This is a genomic window from Hydrogenophaga sp., assembly GCF_965657535.1.
GTDB lineage: Bacteria > Pseudomonadota > Gammaproteobacteria > Burkholderiales > Burkholderiaceae_C > Hydrogenophaga.
Map to the genome: position 1 here is coordinate 261896 of NZ_CBFHOP010000004.1, position 20063 is coordinate 281958.

The window sequence follows — 20063 nt, forward strand, 5'->3', positions numbered from 1 at the left end:
GCCCGAACGGGGTGAAAGAATGCTGGGAGAAGCTACCGTTCGCCCTGAGCCTGTCGAAGGGCAGCGACCGGGTGCGCGGGCGTTAAATTCGGTCGCGCGTGGTCTGGCGGTGTGTCTGGGTGTGCAGCGACGCAAAAAACGCACGTGCATCGTCACAGTCCTTGGCGATGCCCCTGGTCAGGGCGTCCAGACTGTCGTACTTCAGTTCGTCATGCAGTTTGTGCAGCAGGTCCACGCGGATGATTTTACCGTAGGCCTCCCCGTCGGGCAGGCTGCGCGCCAGCGTCTCGGGCCAATCGAAGCAGTGGGTTTCCAGCAGCACGCGGCCACCGTTGACATCGTTGGGGTCGATGGAAGGGCGCACGCCCAGGTTGGCCACGCCAGTCAGCGGTGTGCCTTCGGGGTTCAGTCCGTGCACATGCACCGCAAAGATCCCGCTGGCAGCAGGCTTCCAGTGCGAAAAACGCAGGTTCAGTGTGCGAAAGCCGTCACCCTTGCCCTCGGCGCTGGCACCCAGTTCGCGCCCCAGTTTGCGCCCGTGCACGACATGGCCGCTGATGGCATAGGGCCGCCCCAGCAAGGCCGCTACGCGCTCCATGTCCCCCGAGCCCAGGGCTTCGCGCACTGCCGAGCTGGACACGCGAATGCCATGCACTTCGTAGCTTTGCATGCGGGCCACGTCAAAACCGAGCCGTTCGCTGGCAGCGTCCAGCAGCGCGTAGTCGCCTGCCCGCTGGGCGCCAAAGCGAAAGTCGTCGCCCACCAGCACGTATTTCACGCCCAGTGCGCCCACCAGCGTGTCTTCAACAAAGGCTTGCGGCAGTTGCGCGGCAAGGCGTGCGTTGAACGGCAGCACCACGCAGCGGTCCACGCCGCAGCGGGCCAGCTCTTCGAGCTTGTCGCGCAGTGTGGCAATACGGGCCGGGGCCAAGGCGGGCTTTTGGTGCAGGGCAGCAAAGTAGTCGCGGGGGTGCGGCTCGAAGGTCATCACGCAGCTGGGCACGCCACGGTGACGGGCCTCGTTGTTCAGCAAGGCCAGCATGGCCTGGTGGCCCCGGTGGACACCGTCAAAGTTGCCGATTGTGAGGGCACAGCCCGCTGTGGGCTCGTGGCGCAGGGCGTGTTGAAGGTTCCACAGACCTCGGATGATTTTCATGGGAGATGTCGGTCCAAGCCGGGGTGTTGAACGCGGTTCAAGGTGTTTGTCACAGAAGCACGGTATATTGACACACAAGACAAGGTCCTCCCGCAGGTGGTGGTCACGTCTTGAAGACAGATTGTCCGGTTGGTCGTCAACATGGAGGTGGGTCTTGAAGGTCTTGAAGCTGTCAGCACAGGGGCTGCCACAGTCGTGGATAAGCCTTGAGGAGGCCGTGTTGCACTACGCGGCGGACGAAGTACGCTGGGAAATGGGTGCTCAAGTGGCCGTGTTTCGCGGCGGGCACAACGCGCTCACGGGGCTCCAGTCCTGCATCACCATCAATTCCATCATAGGTACCCAGGGCGTGCCGCGAATCAACCCATTTGACCTGCGCCCTTCCATCACCAACAGCAAGCTGTTTGCCCGCGACCGCTGCCTTTGCGGCTACTGCGGCGCGCAGTTTCACGAGGACTTGCTGACGCGGGAGCATATCGTGCCACTGGGGCAGCGAGGCCAAGACAGCTGGATGAATGTGGTGACGGCCTGCAAGTCGTGCAACCACCGCAAGGGCAACCGTACACCCGAGCAGGCCCACATGCCGCTGCTGTACGCGCCTTACGTGCCCAGCCTGTGGGAAGACTTCATTTTGCGCAACCGCCGCATTCTGGCCGATCAGATGGAGTTTTTGATGGCACATTTGCCCAAGTCCTCTCGGTTGCACGCCTGAGGCGCTTGCCACGCGCCCATTAAAAAACCCGCCGAAGCGGGTTTTTTAATGGGTTGACCGGCCCGCAGAAACACTGGCCTCTCAAGGCACGCCTGTGGCGGTCACGTTGCAGGTCACGAGAAAGTTCAAGCTCGAATTCGCTGGAAAGGTAGTGATAGGTACGCCAGATCCCTGAAGGTTGACCATGCTCAGTGCGGGTGGCACCGGGCATACCGCACCACCGCTGGCTACGCCACAGGTCACGCTGGTGCAGCTTAGGCCCGTGGTCACGGGGTCGGTCAATGTCGAATTGTGCGCGTTGCCCGGTCCTGCGTTGGACACCGTTACGGTGTAGGTGGTGGTTGAGCCTGCGACCAAGGTATTCACCCCATTGGTCTTGGTGATGCTCAGGTTGGCGTTGGTGGTGATCACCACGTCTTCCTGCGTGCTTGAGGTGGCTAGATAGTTGCTTCCCCCCGCCGTGCCACCCAGCGCGTAAGTGCTCCCGGGCGAGACGGTGGCGCCTGCTGTTGATCTGGTGGGGTCGCTGTAATTGGTTGCCGCAGGGTTCTGGTACGTGCCAGGATTTGCGCCGTTCAGGTTGACATTGAATGTGACGGTCAATCGACCGTTGGGAGGTATAAAAAAGCTGTTGGCTGTTGTTCCACCTGGGGTGGCAATGGTCACGGTGGAGCTACCTGTTACAGGAGCAGGCGCTGGGCCTGATGCACCGCCTGAGAAAGCAACCGTCGCGGTGCTGCTCGAACGCGTGAAGGGGGTGGGCAGAACATCTGCAATCGCTACTCCCACAGCAGCGCCGACGTTCGAAGCATTTGACACGGTGATGCTGTACTGCGCGGTGGTGTTGGCGGGGGTGGTCCGGTTTGGGGACGACGTAAGCTTGCTCACCGTCAACGCGGGGTAGCAGCTGGCAGGATTGGGGAACTGGGTGCCTGAAAAGTTGACGTTTGCCACACCGCCAGCGCCTGCTGAGCCGCCATAGGCGTTGGTCACGCCAGCGACCGGTCTGTTAACGCCGGCTGCTCCACCCACTACGCTCACAGGTCCAACAGCGAGGCCCGTTGAACGAATGAACGTGCCGCCACCGCCACCACCGCCAGGGCCCTGTGTTTCGCCGCCACGCAGTGGCAAGCCTGTGTCGCCGCCGTTGCCACCGCGCGCGCTCACGGTGAGACCTGCGACCGATGTCGATTCAGAGACCAAAACGACAGTTCCGCCCGCACCGCCGCCGCCTGCACCATCGCGACCAGCGGGTAGCCCGCCTTGGCCGTTTGCCCTGAGGGTACCGTTGCCTGTGATGAATCGCGCACGCACAAACACCATGCCACCCCCTTGACCTCCACCGCCCTGGGCAATCGTTGGGTTGTCGTTCGCATTGTTCGCATCACCGGCGCCACCGCCACCGCCGAGATACAGGCGCGCTGCAGTCGGCGCCAGTCCGGTGCCTCCAAAACCACCCATGGTCCTCGATCCATCGCCCCCGCAGGAGAAAAAGCCTGCGGCAAATGAAATACATACGCCCATGGTGCTCGTGCCATCAGCATCGAAGAAGCCTAAGGTGTTGCCGCCTCTACCGCCGGTGCCTGCGTTGCCGCCACCGCCGCCGCCGGCATTGTGCTGGGTGCCACCGCCGCCTGCATTACCTGGGGCGCCCCTCGCCAGGTCCACGCCACCTTGATAGCCAGAAGTTCCCAGACTTTGCCTAGCGTATCCATCGGTCACAACGGTTGAGCGCACAAAGAGCGGTGTTCCTGCAATACCCTCGCCTTTTGCTGCGCCAAGGTTGGCTGGTGGGGTGCCGGCGGCCTGTGCACTGGCATAGGTGGTGATGTTCGAACCCGTTGTTGACACGGCTGCCTGAGCGCCACCGCCTCGAAAGCCTGAGCCGTCTGCGCTGACGATGGTTCCGTTCATGTTTAGGGTGCCCGAAACGTCCAGCGCAAACACACCGCCGGTGCTGCCGTTCCACGGGGTCACGTTCAACGTACCCCCTGGTAGTGTGAGCGACGCAAACTGAGGCACGCGTATCACCTGGAAGCGCCGGTGCCCTGTTGCTGTGCCTGCATTGGCATTGGTGTATGTGTTGGCTAGCGGACTGGCCAGCGTGATCGAATTGGCCGTGGCAGCCACCACGCGCTTGAACTCGTAAACCCCGGCGTTCCTGAGGTTGGTTGAGCCCGTGGCCGGATTGCCCGCAACGCCGTTGCCGTATGCGTTCGTATTGCTGTTGTTGACCAGCGCGTCTTGCATCTGGATCACCAGGGCAAGATCGCCAGCAGCAAAGCCCGTGGTCGCGGCATTTGAGTCTGTGCGGGCACCGCCAAAGTTCACGAGGCTAGCGCCCGTGTTTGCGGTGCCAACCCCAGGGAAATAGGTGTTTCGTGAGAAGCTGACGCCATCTTTTCCTGGCGCTGCACATACCTGGGCCATAGCTGGTATGCAAACTATAGTGGTCAGTAACAGTAAAGTCACTCTCCTGACGGCCTGACGAAAATTGCGAAAATCAAGTGGGCAGCGTGATTGGAGGCTCATGGCTTTATTGCCTTGGTAGGCATTTGACAGAGGCATTTAGCCTGTGGCTGTGCTAGATATAAAGTAGTATTTTAATCGTAGCCATTGAGCCCTCCGCTAACCACCGTCAAGTCCGGAACCAATTGGTAGGGTCAACCGTGTCAAAAACACGGTCAGACTCAGGCAAATACGCCCGCCGTGTCTTGCATCTGCCGGGACACCTCACCGAGGTGGTGCAGCGTGTCGCCAAAGGTCACTTCCAGTTGGGTGAGCTTTTTGAAATAGTGGCTGACGATGTACTCGTCGGTCACGCCGATGCCGCCGTGTAATTGCACGGCTTGCTGGCCTACAAAGCGCATGGAGTTCCCCAGTTGCACCTTGGCCCTGGCCATGGCGGCCCGGCGTTCGGCAGCGGGGGCGTTGAGCTTGAGGCTGGCGTAGTAGCTCATGGAACGGGCCAGTTCCAGCTGCATTTTCATGTCGGCCACGCGGTGGCGTAGCGCCTGAAAGCTGCCAATGGCGACGCCAAACTGCTTGCGCGTGTTCATATAGTCGACGGTGATCGCCAGCGTTTGGTCCATGACGCCTACTGCTTCGGCGCAGGTAGCTGCGATGCCAATGTCGACTGCGTGCTCCAGGGCGGTGAGGCCGTCGGCGGTGATCCGCTGTGCGGGGACGCCGCTCAGCACCAGTTCGGCTGCGCGCCCACCGTCTTGTGTGCGGTAGCCTTGTGTGCTGACACCGGCGGCTGAGCGTTCCACCAGGAAGAGCGCCAGCTGGTTGCCCGCCATGGCGGGCACGATGAATGCATCTGCGTGGTCACCCACCGGCACTACGCTCTTGGTGCCGCTCAGGGTCCAGCCTGCCGGACCTTCGTGGGCTTGGGTTTTGCACACGTCAAGCCGGTAGCGCGCTGCGCGCTCCTGGTGCGCCAGCACCACCAGTGCCTCGCCCGAGGCTACGCGGGGCAGCCAGACGGCTTTCAGGTCGGCTCCTGCATAGGCGCCGAGCACACCGCCGCAAATCAGGGTTTGGGCCAGCGGCTCCAGCACGATGCCCCGCCCGAGCGCTTCCATCACCAGCATGCCTTCGGTCGGGCCCATGTCCATGCCGCCGTTGGCCTCGCTGATGTAGAGGCCCGCAAGGCCGAGTTCGGCCAGATCGTTGTAGGCTGCGCGGTCAAAGCCGCCAGCGCTCACGATGCTGCGGCGGCGCTCGAAGTCGTAGCCCTTGTCCACCCATTTGCGGACCGCGTCACGCAGTTGTTCCTGGTCATCGCTGAAATCGAAATCCATGTGAGTCTCCGTTTTTGAGCTGGTCCAAGGGCTTAGCCGAGGACCGTCTGGGCTACGATATTGCGCTGCACTTCGTTAGAGCCGCCATAGATGGTGGTCTTGCGCATGTTGAAGTAGGTGGAGGCCAGCGGCGCGTTGGCCACCTCGCCACCCGGGAAGTTGCCTTGCCAGCCGGCTTCCATGGCTTCTTCGATGAATGGAAGGGCAAACGGCCCGGCCGCCAGCATCATGAGTTCGGCGTAGCGCTGCTGGATCTCGCTGCCCTTGATTTTGAGCAGACCCGCGATGTCCAGTGAGTTCTTGCCCGACTTCTCAGCCGACAGCACCCGGAGCACCAGCATTTCCAGTGCCACCACGTCCACTTCCAGCAACGCGATCTGGTCGCGGAAGCGCCCGGCCGACGGGCCGTCCACGGTGCTGTCCCACACGCCTTCGGCTTTGGCGATGCGTTTCAGCCGCTCCAGTTCGCGCTTGGCGCGGTTCACGTCGGCAATGTTGGTGCGCTCGTGGCTGAGCAAGTGCTTGGCGTAGGTCCAGCCCTTGTTTTCTTCGCCGATCAGGTTCTCAGCGGGCACTTCGACGTTGTCAAACCAAACCTCGTTGACTTCGCATTCGCCGTCCAGCAGTCGGATCGGGCGCACCGTCACACCCGGCGACTTCATGTCGATCAGCAAGAAGCTGATGCCGGTTTGCGGCTTGCCCTCGTTGCTGGTGCGCACCAGGCAAAAAATCCACTCGCCGTACTGGCCGAGCGTGGTCCAGGTTTTTTGTCCGTTGACGATGTAGGTGTCGCCCTGGCGTTCTGCGCGGCATTTGACCGAGGCCAGATCAGATCCTGAGCCGGGTTCGCTGTAGCCCTGGCTCCACCACACGTCACCGCTGGCAATACCTGGAAGAAAACGCTCCTGCTGGGCTTTGTTGCCAAAGGCCATGATGACCGGGGCCACCATCACCGGGCCAAACGGCACCACACGCGGCGCGCCAGCCAGCGCGCACTCTTCTTCGAACAGGTGTTTTTGCACCGCGTTCCAGCCGGGGCCGCCAAATTCTTTCGGCCAACCATGACCGAGCCAGCCTTTTTTGCCCAGTATTTTGGCCCAGCGCTGCATGTCGTCGCGGGTAAGGCGCAGCGCGTTGTGTACCTTGTGGGCGATGTCGGCGGGCAGATTGTCCTTGACCCAAGCGCGAATGTCTTCGCGAAACGCCTGCTCTTCGGGCGTGAATGCCAAATCCATGGGGTGTCTCCTTGTGGGGCGCGGGGTGAATGGGGAATCCCCGCAAAGCGACCCTCAGTTTGGCACGACCGTTCGTTTCAGTCCTGTCCGGGCTGCGACAAGCCGAGTTCTTTGTGCAGGTTTTGCAGCTGGTCTTGCAGCAAGGCCACGGTGTCTTCCAGCCGGGCCACGCGGCGGGTCAGCGCGATTACGTCGTCTTCGGTTGCACCCATGCTGGCTGGCGCGGCGGCGCTCTGCAGCGCAGACAGATCGACCGGACCGCACAACAGGTGTGCCCAGCGCTGTTCGCGTGCCCCGGGCGCCCGCGGCAGTTTCATAACCAGAGCACCGCCTTTTTCGGGGGACCGGTCTTGCAGTTCTTCCAGAAAGGCGTCGACCGATGCAATGTCTAGAAACTTGTACCAGCGCTCTGTGTTCAGCCGCAGCTCACCGGCGGTTTGCGGGCCGCGCAGTATCAACATGCCCAGCAGCACGGCCGATTGCTCGGGCACGCCCACCGCACGCATCACGTTGTGTTCGTAGCGGGTTGCCCGTCCGCCACTGGTTTCAAACACCAGATTCAAATGCCGCAAGCCCTCCAGCGCTTCTACCACCAGTGCGTCGGGCAGTTGCAGCACCGGGTCGCGGCTGGACTTCTGGTTGCAGCCGGTGATCAGTGTGTTGAGCGTGAGGGGGTAGCTGTCGGGCACGGTGCGTGCCTTCTCCATCAGCGTGCCCAGCACGCGAGCCTCCGCAGCTGACAGCGGACGCTGTTGAAAATCGTGTGAGCGTGGGGTGGTCGTGGGTTCTGGGGTCATTACACTTCTTGGCCATGTCAGGCGTGAACAAAAACATCGTTATTCTGATCTCCGGCAGCGGCTCCAACATGGCCGCCATCGTGAAGACGGCTCAAAAACACCACTGGAGAGAACAATTCGGCGCCCGTGTGGCGGCCGTCATCAGCAACAAGGCGCAGGCAAAGGGTCTGGAATTCGCCCATGAACAGGGCATCGCCACTGCGGTGTTGGACCACAAGGCGTTTGCCAACCGGGAAGCTTTTGACGCCGAGCTGATGACCGCGATCGACCGCCATGCGCCCGCGCTGGTGGTGTTGGCCGGGTTTATGCGCATCCTCACCCCCGGTTTTGTGCAGCACTACGCAGGCCGGCTCATCAACATCCACCCCAGCCTGTTGCCAGCTTTCACTGGGTTGAACACCCACCAGCGCGCCATTGACATGGGCTGCAAGTTTGCCGGCGTCACGGTGCACCGGGTGACGGCCGAGCTGGACCATGGCGACATTCTGGATCAGGCCGTGGTACCGGTGCTGCCCGGTGACACGGCGCAGACACTGGCCGCGCGCGCGTTGACGCAGGAGCACATCATTTACCCGCGCACAGTGGAGCGTTTGCTGGGAGAAATAGCGTCCAGCATCAAGGGGTAGCTCGCCGTGAACGCAACGGATCCGCTTTTGCCGGGCCGCTCGCATTCCCCCTTGAGGGGGTGACGCGCCGCAGGTGCGGCGCGGGGGGTTACATAGACTTATGAAACACCAATCCCGCATGCTCGCGCATCGCGTGGAATTTGATCTTCGGCCAGTTCGCTTCCACCGCCCGCAGCGTGGCCGCATGGTCCACCAATAAGGTGGGTGCGTCCACGGCGTCCAGCGCCACGCGGTGGCTGTTGGCGTCGATGAACTTCTTCAGTTCAATCTCACCGCCGTCTTCGGGGGAGCAGGTCACCCAACGCGCCACCTGGTAAGGGCTGCCCATGATGCGAGCCTTCACGCCGTATTCGTGCTCTAGCCGGTGTGCCACCACCTCAAACTGCAGCTGGCCCACGGCGCCCAGCAGCAACACGCTGCCGGCCACGGGGCGGAACACCTGGATGGCGCCTTCTTCGCCCAGTTGGGTCAGACCCGCGCGCAACTGCTTGCTGCGCAGCGGGTCGGCCACTTCCACGCTGCGTATGATCTCCGGCGCGAAGAAGGGCAGGCCGGTGAACTGCAGCGTTTCGCCTTCGGTCAGTGTGTCACCCAGTTGCAGCACGCCGTGGTTGGGAATACCGATGATGTCGCCGGCAAAGGCTTCGTCCAGCAGTTCGCGCCGCTGGCTCAAAAAGCTCACCACCGTGTTCGGGCGCAGGTCTTTGCCGCTGCGCACCACCTTCAGCTTCATGCCGCGCTCGAAATGGCCGCTGGCCACGCGCACAAAGGCAATCCGGTCGCGGTGTGCCGGGTCCATGTTGGCCTGGATCTTGAACACCACACCGGTGAACTTGGGCTCGTCCGGGTGCACCACACGTTGAATGGCCGGGCGGTCGCCAGGCGGTGGCGCCAGGTCCACCAGTGCGTCCAGCACCTCGCGCACGCCAAAGTTGTTGACGGCCGAGCCGAACAGCATGGGCGTCTGGCGCCCGGCCAAAAATTCGGCCTCATCAAACGCAGGCGATGCGCCTTCGACCAGTTCCAGTTCTTCTTTGGCCTGCTCAAATTCGGCGCCAAAGCGCTTCACGCTTTCGGGGTTGTCCAGCCCACTGAGCACGTCTTCGTCGCCACCGCGACGGTCTTCGCCAGCGGCGAACACGCGCATCTGGTCGGTGCGGCGGTCGAACACGCCGCGAAAGGTCTTGCCCATGCCCACCGGCCAGGTGAACGGCACCACGGTCATACCCAGTTCGCGCTCGATCTCGTCCATCAGGTCCAGCGGTGCCTGCACCTCGCGGTCCATCTTGTTGACGAACGTCAGGATGGGCGTGTTGCGCGCGCGGCACACCTGCAGCAGGCGCCGCGTCTGCGGCTCCACGCCGTTACCGGCGTCGATCACCATCAGCGCGGCATCCACGGCGGTGAGCACCCGGTAGGTGTCTTCACTGAAATCCTGGTGGCCCGGCGTGTCGAGCAGGTTGATCACGCAGTCGCGGTATTCCATCTGCATCACCGACGAAGCGACCGAGATGCCACGCTGTTTTTCAATTTCCATCCAGTCGGACGTGGCGTGGCGCGCCGCCTTGCGCGCCTTCACCGATCCAGCGATGTTGATGGCGCCCGAAAACAGCAGCAGCTTTTCGGTCAGCGTGGTTTTGCCCGCATCGGGGTGGGAAATGATGGCGAATGTGCGCCGGCGGCGCACTTGGTTGGAGAGTTCAGACATGGGCCGGGATTATCCCCCCTGGACTTGGCTCCCCCCGCGCCGCTGCGCGGCTTACCCGCCCGCCGGGGGCGACACCCGCGCTCCATACCGCAGACACCTCCGGTGCGCGATGCCCCTACCCAGAGATGCCGTGGATCGGGCTTTGCCCGGACACAGGCATCGTGCCCCTTGGGGGAAGCTGCGCAGCGGGGCAGGGGGATAATCCGGTCTATGCACCCAAAAGCCCTGCTGGACGAATGCTCCAACCTGATTGAACTCGTTTACAAATTTGAGCACCCTGCCGATGCGGTGGTGTCCCGTTACTTTCGCGAGCACCGCTCGCTTGGGCCGCGCGAGCGGGCCACCCTGTCCGACACGGTGTACGCCACCCTGCGCGAACGCCTGAAATTCGAATGGCTCGCGCGCTCTGGCAGCGGCTCCAAGTGGCGCCGTCTGGCCGTGTTGGGTTTTCCGGGTGACCGCGACTTTCTCAAAAGTGCGCTCACCGATGTGGAAAAGAATTGGCTCGACCATTGCGACGCTGTGACCGACGCCGATTTGATGGCACCCCACCGCCACAATCTGCCGGAGTGGCTGGCGACTGCGCTGCGCGAGCAAGTGGGCACCGAATTTGACGCGCTGGTGGCGAGCCTGAACCAGCCCGCGCCGCTGGACCTGCGCGTCAACGTGCTCAAAAAGAAGCGTGAAGCCGTGCTGGCTGAGTTGCGCCAGGCTGGTTTGAGCTGTGAGCCCACGCCGTATTCACCCATGGGCATTCGCCTGCAAGGCAAGCCCTCGCTGGCCAAGTTACCGGCTTTCGTGCAGGGCGACGTGGAGGTGCAAGACGAGGGTTCACAACTTCTGGCCCTGCTGCTGGATGCCAAACGCGGTGAAATGGTGGTGGACTTTTGCGCTGGCGCCGGCGGCAAGACGCTGGCCATAGGTGCGGCCATGCGCAACAGCGGGCGCCTGTACGCGTTTGATACGTCGGGCCACCGCCTGGATGCGCTCAAGCCCCGGTTGGCACGCAGTGGCTTGTCCAACGTCCACCCGGTGGCCATTGCGCACGAGCGCGATGACCGCATCAAGCGGCTGGCAGGCAAGATCGACCGCGTGCTGGTGGACGCACCCTGTTCCGGCTTGGGCACATTGCGCCGCAGCCCCGACCTGAAATGGCGCCAAAACCCCCAAACCGTCGCGGCCCAAGCCGACCTGCAACAAGCCATTCTGAACAGCGCAGCACGCCTGCTGAAGCCAGGTGGCCGCTTGGTGTACGCCACCTGCAGCCTGTTACCGGCTGAAAACGAAGCCGTCGTGGCCGCGTTTGGCGAGACCCACCCCGACTACGAGCCGGTGCCCGTGGCGGGTTTGCTGGAGACGGCCCTGGTGCCCCACGCCACCGCCTTGTGTACGGGGGATGGCGGTCAAATGTTGCGTTTGTGGCCGCATCGGCATGCAACAGACGGCTTTTTTGCTGCCGTCTGGCGGAAAAAGACTTGAAAAATGAAACAAAAGCCTGATTTTGATCAGGCTTGGCGCTCGCAGCCGTGTTGAGCATTTGGTGTTTTTCACCCCCAGCCTTAAAATTGTTAGCGTTTTGGTCGTTCCTTCGCCAGATCGACTAACCCTCGTGTCCTCGCCGCTATTGGGCGGTCATTTAGGAAATCAATGTTCTCAAACGATTCCGGATTTTTTTCCACTTTGTGGGATGGTCTGATTCAGCAGTTGGCCCACGGATTGACCGAAGCCAGCTGGTGGCAGATCGTGCTGGTGACCCTGGTGTTCACCCACATCACCATCGCCAGCGTCACCATTTACCTGCACCGTCACCAGGCGCACCGTGCGCTCGACCTGCACCCCATCGCGTCGCACTTTTTCCGTTTCTGGCTCTGGCTGACGACCGGCCAGGTGACCAAAGAGTGGGCAGCCATCCACCGCAAGCACCACGCCAAGTGCGAGCAGGCGGAAGATCCACACAGCCCACACGTGCATGGCATCAAGAAGGTGCTGTTTGAAGGTGCTGAACTGTACCGCGCCGAGTCTAAGAACAAAGAAACCATGGCCCGCTACGGTCACGGTACGCCGGACGACTGGATTGAGCGAAACCTCTACACCAAGTACTCTTGGCAAGGCGTCGCGCTGATGATGATCGTCGACATTGCCCTCTTTGGCGCAGCGGGCCTGGCGGTCTGGGCCGTTCAAATGGCCTGGATTCCCATCACGGCGGCCGGCATCATCAACGGTGCAGCCCACTACTGGGGCTACCGCAACTTTGAAGCGACGGACGCTAGCACCAACATTTCCCCGTGGGGCATCCTTATTGGTGGCGAAGAGCTTCACAACAACCACCACACGTACCCCACGTCGGCCAAACTGTCTGTGAAGCCTTACGAGTTTGATATTGGCTGGATGTACATCAGCATCATGCAGATGGTGGGTTTGGCTGCCGTGAAAAAGACGCCACCGAAGATGGCTTATGGCGACGTCAAGCCCGTGGCCGACGAAAAAACCCTGGAAGCCATCATTGCCAACCGCTACGAGGTGATGGCTGGTTACGCCCGCAAGATGCGCGATGTGTTTCAGCATGAAGCGGCAACACCCAAGGTGGACGCCAGCGTGCTTAAAACCGCCAGCCGCTGGCTGCACCGCGACGCCGACAAAGTGCCTGCAGCTGCTGTGCCCCAGCTCAGCCAGGCTCGCGCTGCTTACCCGGTGCTGGACAAAATGGTGGTGATGCGCGAGGAGCTGCGTCAGATCTGGCTGAACACCTCGCATTCTCGCGAGCAGCTGGCCGCTGATTTGCAGGCTTGGTGCCGCCGGGCGGAAGAGAGTGGTATCGCTGCCCTGCGAGAGTTCTCTATCCAGCTGCGTTCTGCCAGAGCCTAAATTTGGTCAACCGCGCTGCGCTTGCGGCGTGCGTTGATCTTTCATGGGGAAAACGCTGTTGGGCTGGCGCAGCCAGCTTGAGCAGCCTTCTGTTCAAGGCACTGTGCCGCAGGAATAGTCCCGGCTTTGTTTTCTTCAGATACGCTCCAACAAAAAAGCCGCTGTTTTACAGCGGCTTTTTTGTTGGAGGCATCCGGCTGAGTTACTTCAGCTTGATTTCTTTGTAGTCCACATGCTTGCGAGCTTTTGGATCAAACTTTTTGATCAGCATCTTCTCGGGCGTGGTCTTCTTGTTTTTGGTGGTGGTGTAGAAATGGCCGGTTCCAGCGGTGGATTCCAGCTTGATTTTCTCGCGTGCGCCTTTGGTTGCCATGTTCGGTTCTCCTTAAGCTTGGCCGCGTGCGCGCAAGTCTGCGAGCACAGCATCAATGCCGTTTTTGTCGATCAGGCGCAGGGCTGCACCGGAGACGCGAAGACGCACCCAACGGTTTTCGCTCTCGACCCAGAAACGGCGGTATTGCAGGTTCGGCAGGAACCGGCGCTTGGTTTTGTTGTTGGCGTGGGAAACATTGTTCCCGACCATGGGCTTCTTGCCCGTTACATCGCAGACGCGTGCCATGAGGACACTCCGATCATTTTCTAACAGCTGTTTGCCAAAGACCTGAGGCGGTGTCGCGACAGGCCGTGTCTGGCATTTCAGCCTCACCTCGCCAGGATAGGGTGGCGGTAACCCGAATCTTGCTGCAGGCGGCAGAGCCAAGGCCCAACACGCAGGAAATTGCAGCAAAGCCTTGGATTATAGCCTTGGGCTTGAAGTCTGTCCGTTCAGGAGCGGGTCCCTGCTTTTTGGGCGGCCCTGGGCTTACAGGTCGTTTTGCTCCAGGAAGCGCTGGGCGTCCAGCGCGGCCATGCAGCCGGTGCCTGCGCTGGTGATGGCCTGGCGGTAAATGTGGTCCTGCACGTCGCCGGCTGCGAACACGCCGGGTATGCTGGTCATGGTGGCCATGCCTTTGAGGCCCGACTGGGTGACGATGTAGCCGTCTTGCATCTCCAGTTGACCTTTGAAGATGTCGGTGTTGGGGCTGTGTCCGATGGCGATGAAGCAGCCTTTAACCGTCACGTCTTCGGTTGCGCCGGTTTGAACGTTTTTCAAGCGAACGCCGGTGACGCCGGTGGTGTCACCCAGCACCTCGTCGAGGGTGCTGTGCAGCTTGAGTTCGATCTTGCCAGCGGCCACTTTTTCCATCAGCTTGTCGATCATGATGGCTTCGGCTTTGAAGGTGTCGCGGCGGTGGATCAGGTAGACCTTGCTGGCAATGTTGGACAGGTACAGCGCTTCTTCCACAGCCGTGTTGCCTCCGCCGACCACGCTGCAGATTTCGTTGCGGTAGAAAAAGCCATCGCAGGTGGCACAACCCGAAACACCCTTGCCCATGAAGGCTTCTTCTGATGGCAGGCCCAGGTACTTGGCCGAGGCGCCGGTGGCGATGATCAGGGCGTCGCAGCTGTATTCGCCGCTGTCGCCCTTGAGGACGAAGGGCCGCTGTGAAAAGTCGACTGTGTGGATGTGGTCGAACACGATTTCGGTATTGAAGCGCTCAGCGTGCGCCAGAAAGCGCTGCATGAGTTCGGGGCCTTGCACGCCGTCCACGTCGGCGGGCCAGTTGTCCACTTCGGTGGTGGTCATGAGCTGACCGCCCTGGGCAATACCGGTGATCAGCACGGGGTTCAGGTTGGCGCGTGCGGCATACACCGCGGCGGTGTAACCAGCCGGGCCTGACCCGAGAATAAGAACTTTAGTATGCTTCATGGTGCAAGCCCCGATGGTGACATGGGGTGTTTGGTTTAGAGTATTGAGATAAATGGTTACTGCCAACGCCATTCAAACCACCCTGCTTCGGGATGGGGGACGGTATCTCTATGAGGCATTGTATGAAACAGCGCTGCTTATGCCGCCTGACCAGAGGAATAAACGTATGTCCATTCTGTCCAATCTGGATTTGATTCGCCGGGTTCCCCTGTTTTCGACCCTGACGCAAGCACAGGCGGAGTCGGTGGCTGATGCCGTGATCAAGCGGCGTTTCAAGCGCGGTGAGTGCATCGTTGAGCAAGGTAAGAAATCCAATTTCCTGGCGATTGTGTTGACCGGACGTGCCCGCGTGGTGACCGCTGATGCGCGCGGTCGCGAGGTGATCCTGGCGACCATGAACCCGGGTGACTACGTGGGCGAAATGAGTCTGATTGACAACCAGCCGCACTCTGCCACGGTGCGCGCGGAGGTGCAAACCGATGTGTTGATTTTGGGGCGCCCTGAATTTGCCCGTTGCTTGCCTGAGAACACCTCGATGGCCTACGCGGTCATGAAGGGTTTGGTGCAGCGGTTGCGCCATGCCGATCGCAAGATCGAGTCGCTGGCGCTGATGGATGTTTATGGCCGGGTAGCAAGAGCGCTGATGGAGGTCGCCCAGCCAGGTAAAGACGGTCAGTTGATGATTCGCGACCGCGTGTCGCGCCAGGATGTAGCCAAGATGATCGGTGCCTCCCGCGAGATGGTGAGCCGCGTGATGAAAGACTTGGAAGACCGGGGCTTCATTGAGCTGGCCGAAGACGGCAGCACGATCATCAAGGACCGCATCAACACGCTGGGCTGAAGCTTGGCGTGGGCTGTAGGTGTGTCTTCAGGGTGACTGAAACCACCCTGCGATGGCCTGCGTGGAGCGCCCAAATCCTTGGGTTAAGCTTGCTTCAGGACGACCTTGAGCTTATGACCTATTCATTGAACACACTCAACGCCGACCGTGCCAGCGCTGCACCCTCAGGGGTAGCCCGTTTCGCCCAGGAGATTGGGTTGGTGCTGGGCGCTGCAGCCCTGGCTTTTTGGCTGCTGGCATTGCTCAGCCATTCGCTGGCTGACCCGGCCTGGAGCACCACAGGTACGTTGGCCGAGGCCGGCAACTGGGGCGGCCGGCTGGGCGCGCTGCTGGCCGACGGCAGCTACTACTTGCTGGGCTTTTCGGTGTGGTGGTGTTTTTTTGCCGGTTTGCGCACCTGGTTGTCGGCGCTGGCCGACTGGATTCGGGGGCAGCAAGGCGGCCAGGCGGGTGACGATGGCCCGGCCTCAGCCATGGTGACGCGGTGGGGCCGTTTCTGGAGCCGCCGCAGCGCTTTCTGGATGGGGTTGGTGTTGTTGCTGGCAGCCAGCACGGTGCTGGAGTGGACGCGCATGTACCGGCTTGAAAGTGTGCTGCCGGGCCATGCTGGCGGTGTGCTGGGCCACACGCTGGGGATGCTCGCTGTGCGATGGCTCGGTTTCACCGGCTCGGCGCTGGCCATGCTGGCCTTGTTGGTGCTCTGCTTGCCCCGTGTTTTCCGGTTTTCGTGGGGCCATTGGGCCGAACGGCTGGGCTCCATGCTCGACGGCTGGTTTGAGTCCCGGCGCGAGAAGCGGGAGGCGGTGGAAGACCAGCGCATTGGCGAGCAGGCTGCACGCGAGCGCGAAGAGGTTGTAAAGGTCGAGCGGGTCGAGATTGAAGAGCACCACCCGATGCCGGTGGTGATTGAACCCACGCTGGTGGACGTGCCCAAGAGCGAACGGGTGGCCAAAGAGCGGCAGAAGCCCTTGTTCAGTGAAATGCCCGACAGCAAGCTGCCGCAGGTGGATCTGCTGGACAGCGCGCCGCTGAACCAGCCGGGCGTGGACAGCCAGACGCTGGAGATGACCAGCCGCCTGATTGAGAAGAAGCTCAAGGACTTTGGGGTCGATGTGCGGGTGGTCGCGGCTGCGCCTGGCCCGGTGATCACGCGCTACGAAATCGAGCCCGCCACCGGGGTGAAAGGCTCGCAGATTGTGAATCTGGGCCGCGACTTGGCGCGCTCCTTGTCGCTGGTGTCGATCCGCGTGATTGAGACCATTCCCGGCAAGAACCTGATGGCACTGGAGCTGCCCAACGCCAAGCGCCAGACCATCAAGCTCAGCGAAATATTGGGGTCTGCTGTTTACAACGATGCCAAGTCCATGCTGACCATGGGCCTGGGCAAAGACATCGGGGGGCAACCGATCGTGGCTGACTTGGCCAAAATGCCGCACTGCCTGGTGGCAGGCACCACGGGCTCGGGCAAGTCGGTCGGCATCAACGCCATGATTTTGTCGTTGCTCTACAAGGCAGACGCCAAAGATGTGCGTCTGCTGTTGATCGACCCGAAGATGCTGGAGATGAGCGTCTACGAAGGCATTCCGCACCTGCTGGCACCGGTGGTAACCGACATGAAGCACGCGGCCAACGGCCTGAACTGGTGCGTGGCCGAAATGGAAAAGCGCTACAAGCTCATGAGCAAAATGGGTGTGCGCAACCTGGCGGGCTACAACGTCAAGATCGACGAAGTCAAGGCCCGTGGCGAGATCATTGGCAATCCGTTCAGCCTCACGCCCGAGCAGCCTGAGCCGCTGGAGCGTCTGCCCTACATCGTGGTGGTGATCGACGAGCTGGCCGATCTGATGATGGTGGTGGGCAAGAAGATTGAAGAGCTGATTGCACGCCTCGCGCAAAAGGCCCGGGCCGCCGGCATTCACCTGATATTGGCCACGCAGCGCCCCAGCGTGGACGTGATCACCGGCTTGATCAAGGCCAACATTCCTACCCGCTTGTCGTTCCAGGTCAGCAGCAAGATCGACAGCCGCACCATCCTGGACCAGATGGGCGCTGAGAGTTTGCTGGGCATGGGCGATATGCTCTACATGCCCTCGGGCACGGGCTTCCCGATCCGGGTGCACGGCGCCTTTGTGAGCGACGACGAGGTGCACCGTGTGGTGGCCTACCTGAAGCAGCAGGGTGGTGAGCCCAACTACATTGACGGCGTGCTGGAGTCCACCGTGGGCGAAGGCGACGGCAGCGACGTGTTTGGCGAAGGCGGTGGCGGTGGTGGCGAAAAAGATGCGCTGTACGACCAGGCCGTTGAAATCGTCTTGAAAGACCGCAAGGCCAGCATTTCTTATGTGCAACGCAAGTTGAAAATTGGTTACAACCGGGCCGCGCGCTTGCTGGAAGACATGGAAAACGCCGGCTTGGTGAGCGCGCTGACGTCGAGCGGGCAACGCGACATTCTGGTGCCTGGGCGCAATGAATGAGAGCGCCATGCAACCTTGTGCGTGCAAACGGCTCTGACTGCACATGATCAAAACATTCATCACCACGGCCGCGCTCGCGCTGGCGGTCCTTACAGCGCAGGCCGACGGTCTGCAAGACCTCGAAAAATTTCTGCGCGAAGTCAACAGCGCGCAGGCCAGCTTTACCCAGGTGGTCACCTCGCCCAAGCGCGCCAGCGAAACCGTGGCGCGCAGCAAGACGTCCAGCGGGCGTTTTGAATTTTTGCGGCCCAACCGGTTTCGGTTTGAATACACCAAGCCGTTTGAGCAAACCATCGTGGCCGACGGCCAGACGCTCTGGCTTTACGACGTGGACCTGAATCAGGTAACGGCCCGCAAGCAGCAGGAGGTGTTGGGCAGCACGCCAGCCGCCTTGATTGCTGCGGGCACCGACTTGCGGGCTTTGTCTGAGGTTTTTGATCTGAGAGCCGCGCCTGCACAAGACGGCATGGCGTGGCTGGAAGCGCGCCCGCGCAGCAAAGACGGGCAGTTGCAAAGCGTGCGTGTGGGTTTTCGGCAAGGCCAGTTGACGGCGCTGGAGATTGTGGACAGCCTGGGCCAACGCTCGGTCTTGACGTTCAGTCAGTGGCAGGGCAACGCGCCGCTGACGGCTGAGCGTTTTCGGTTCCAGGCGCCTGCGGGTGCCGACGTGATCCGGCCTTGAGCGCAACCGTCCAGCACCTCCGGTTGCCGTGAGTTCAGCCGCACCCCAGCACACCCCCCTGGCCGAGCGCTTGCGCCCGCGCACGCTGGCCACTGTCATCGGTCAGCAGCAACTGCTGGGCGAGGGCATGGCGCTGCGGTTGGCGTTTGAGTCTGGCCAGCCGCACAGTTGCATTCTCTGGGGTCCCCCGGGTGTGGGCAAGACCACCATCGCCCGACTGATGGCCGATGCGTTTGACGCGCAGTTCATCACCATCAGCGCGGTGCTGGGCGGTGTGAAAGACATCCGCGAAGCGGTGGACAAGGCCGAGGTCGCGCGCGATGGCCTGCACCAGCAGCGCACCATCGTGTTTGTGGACGAGGTGCACCGCTTCAACAAAAGCCAGCAAGACGCCTTCTTGCCCCATGTTGAGAGCGGGCTGTTCACCTTCATTGGTGCCACCACCGAAAACCCCTCGTTTGAAGTGAATTCGGCTTTGCTTTCCCGGGCAGCAGTGTATGTGCTGCAACCCATGGGTGAGGACGATTTGCGCCAGATCATCGGACGGGCGCAGGCCATCGACGCTGTGCCCCCGCTGCAAGCGGCCGCAGCCGATCGCCTGATTGCCTATGCCGATGGCGATGCACGGCGCCTGCTCAACACGCTAGAAACCCTGGCCGTGGCCGCCGGGCGCGAGAAACTGCCTGAGGTGACCGACGACTGGCTGCTGCGCGTGCTCGGTGAGCGTATGCGGCGGTACGACAAGGGCGGCGAGCAGTTTTACGACACCATCAGTGCGCTGCACAAAAGCGTGCGCGGGTCTGACCCGGACGCTGCGATGTACTGGTTTGTGCGCATGCTCGACGGTGGAGCCGATCCGCGCTATTTGGCGCGCCGCTTCATCCGTATGGCGAGCGAAGACATTGGCTTGGCCGACCCCCGCGCGCTGCGCCTGGCGCTGGATGCGGCCGATGTTTATGAGCGCCTGGGCACGCCCGAGGGCGAACTGGCCCTGGCCGAGTGCGTGGTGTATCTGGCCGTGGCGCCCAAGTCCAATGCGGTCTACAAGGCCTTCAACGAGGCCAAGGCGTTTGTGAAAAAAGACGGCACCCGTGCGGTGCCCATGCACCTTCGCAATGCGCCCACCCGGCTTATGAAGCAGCTGGACTATGGCAAAGGGTACCGGTACGCCCACGACGAGGCCGATGGCTTTGCCGCAGGCGAAAACTACCTGCCAGAAGGCATGGCCGAGCCCGGTTTTTACCGCCCGGTGGAGCGCGGGCTGGAGATTCGCATTGCCGATAAGCTGCGCGAACTCAAAAAACTGAACGATCACAAAAACTAATGAAACACCAATCGCACTGATGCAGAG

Annotated in this window: 17 protein-coding genes; 8 read left to right on the forward strand and 9 right to left on the reverse strand. The window is 61.6% G+C overall.

Annotation, left to right across the window (positions count from 1 at the left end; translation table 11 throughout):
- Positions 1-82: 82 nt before the first annotated feature.
- Positions 83-1156, reverse strand: a complete 1074-nt coding sequence (locus ACTG4K_RS08850) for a bifunctional riboflavin kinase/FAD synthetase (protein WP_439113831.1) — start codon at positions 1154-1156, stop codon at positions 83-85.
- 154 nt (positions 1157-1310) lie between these two features.
- Here ACTG4K_RS08850 and ACTG4K_RS08855 point away from each other — a divergent pair, with 154 nt between their 5' ends.
- A complete protein-coding gene (locus ACTG4K_RS08855; protein ID WP_439113832.1) occupies positions 1311-1868 on the forward strand; it encodes an HNH endonuclease in 558 nt (185 codons plus the stop codon).
- Between the two features lie 81 nt (positions 1869-1949).
- Here ACTG4K_RS08855 and ACTG4K_RS08860 read toward each other — a convergent pair whose 3' ends face one another.
- From ACTG4K_RS08860 to ACTG4K_RS08875, 4 genes are all read right to left on the reverse strand, one after another.
- On the reverse strand, positions 1950-4400 hold the full coding sequence (locus ACTG4K_RS08860) for a hypothetical protein (protein WP_439113833.1): 2451 nt from the start codon (positions 4398-4400) through the stop codon (positions 1950-1952).
- Positions 4401-4558: 158 nt separating this feature from the next.
- Positions 4559-5674, reverse strand: coding sequence for an acyl-CoA dehydrogenase family protein (locus tag ACTG4K_RS08865; RefSeq protein ID WP_439113834.1), 1116 nt, complete (start codon positions 5672-5674; stop codon positions 4559-4561).
- Positions 5675-5706: 32 nt separating this feature from the next.
- The gene (locus ACTG4K_RS08870) at positions 5707-6909 is read right to left on the reverse strand and encodes an acyl-CoA dehydrogenase family protein (protein ID WP_439113835.1); all 1203 of its coding nucleotides are present in this window, start codon (positions 6907-6909) and stop codon (positions 5707-5709) included.
- Between the two features lie 77 nt (positions 6910-6986).
- Entirely contained in the window at positions 6987-7706 is a 720-nt protein-coding gene (locus ACTG4K_RS08875; protein ID WP_439113836.1) for a YceH family protein, read from the reverse strand.
- A gap of 14 nt (positions 7707-7720) precedes the next feature.
- Between ACTG4K_RS08875 and purN the strand changes: the two genes are divergently transcribed.
- Positions 7721-8332 (forward strand): phosphoribosylglycinamide formyltransferase, encoded by a 612-nt coding sequence (gene purN / locus ACTG4K_RS08880; RefSeq protein ID WP_439113837.1) that lies wholly within the window; start codon positions 7721-7723, stop codon positions 8330-8332.
- An 88-nt stretch (positions 8333-8420) separates the two neighbouring features.
- Here purN and ACTG4K_RS08885 read toward each other — a convergent pair whose 3' ends face one another.
- Entirely contained in the window at positions 8421-10040 is a 1620-nt protein-coding gene (locus tag ACTG4K_RS08885) for a peptide chain release factor 3 (RefSeq protein ID WP_439113838.1), read from the reverse strand.
- A gap of 210 nt (positions 10041-10250) precedes the next feature.
- Between ACTG4K_RS08885 and ACTG4K_RS08890 the strand changes: the two genes are divergently transcribed.
- Complete coding sequence (locus ACTG4K_RS08890) at positions 10251-11519, forward strand: RsmB/NOP family class I SAM-dependent RNA methyltransferase (protein ID WP_439113839.1); 1269 nt, start codon at positions 10251-10253, stop codon at positions 11517-11519.
- 168 nt (positions 11520-11687) lie between these two features.
- Positions 11688-12905, forward strand: a complete 1218-nt coding sequence (locus ACTG4K_RS08895) for a DesA family fatty acid desaturase (RefSeq protein WP_439113840.1) — start codon at positions 11688-11690, stop codon at positions 12903-12905.
- A 202-nt stretch (positions 12906-13107) separates the two neighbouring features.
- Here ACTG4K_RS08895 and rpmG read toward each other — a convergent pair whose 3' ends face one another.
- The 3 genes from rpmG to trxB all read right to left on the reverse strand — a co-directional run bounded on the left by rpmG (position 13108) and on the right by trxB (position 14715).
- Positions 13108-13278 carry a 50S ribosomal protein L33 gene (rpmG, locus tag ACTG4K_RS08900; RefSeq protein ID WP_056269543.1) on the reverse strand — a complete coding sequence of 57 codons (171 nt, stop codon included), beginning with the start codon at positions 13276-13278 and terminating at the stop codon, positions 13108-13110.
- Between the two features lie 12 nt (positions 13279-13290).
- Positions 13291-13524, reverse strand: coding sequence for a 50S ribosomal protein L28 (gene rpmB / locus ACTG4K_RS08905; protein WP_056269541.1), 234 nt, complete (start codon positions 13522-13524; stop codon positions 13291-13293).
- Between the two features lie 243 nt (positions 13525-13767).
- Positions 13768-14715, reverse strand: coding sequence for a thioredoxin-disulfide reductase (gene trxB / locus ACTG4K_RS08910; RefSeq protein WP_439113841.1), 948 nt, complete (start codon positions 14713-14715; stop codon positions 13768-13770).
- Between the two features lie 166 nt (positions 14716-14881).
- Here trxB and ACTG4K_RS08915 point away from each other — a divergent pair, with 166 nt between their 5' ends.
- From ACTG4K_RS08915 to ACTG4K_RS08930, 4 genes are all read left to right on the forward strand, one after another.
- A complete protein-coding gene (locus tag ACTG4K_RS08915) occupies positions 14882-15556 on the forward strand; it encodes a Crp/Fnr family transcriptional regulator (RefSeq protein ID WP_439113842.1) in 675 nt (224 codons plus the stop codon).
- A gap of 113 nt (positions 15557-15669) precedes the next feature.
- Positions 15670-18030 carry a DNA translocase FtsK gene (locus tag ACTG4K_RS08920; protein ID WP_439113843.1) on the forward strand — a complete coding sequence of 787 codons (2361 nt, stop codon included), beginning with the start codon at positions 15670-15672 and terminating at the stop codon, positions 18028-18030.
- Between the two features lie 46 nt (positions 18031-18076).
- Positions 18077-18712, forward strand: a complete 636-nt coding sequence (gene lolA / locus ACTG4K_RS08925; protein WP_439114030.1) for an outer membrane lipoprotein chaperone LolA — start codon at positions 18077-18079, stop codon at positions 18710-18712.
- 28 nt (positions 18713-18740) lie between these two features.
- On the forward strand, positions 18741-20036 hold the full coding sequence (locus ACTG4K_RS08930) for a replication-associated recombination protein A (RefSeq protein ID WP_439113844.1): 1296 nt from the start codon (positions 18741-18743) through the stop codon (positions 20034-20036).
- Positions 20037-20063 lie beyond the last annotated feature (27 nt).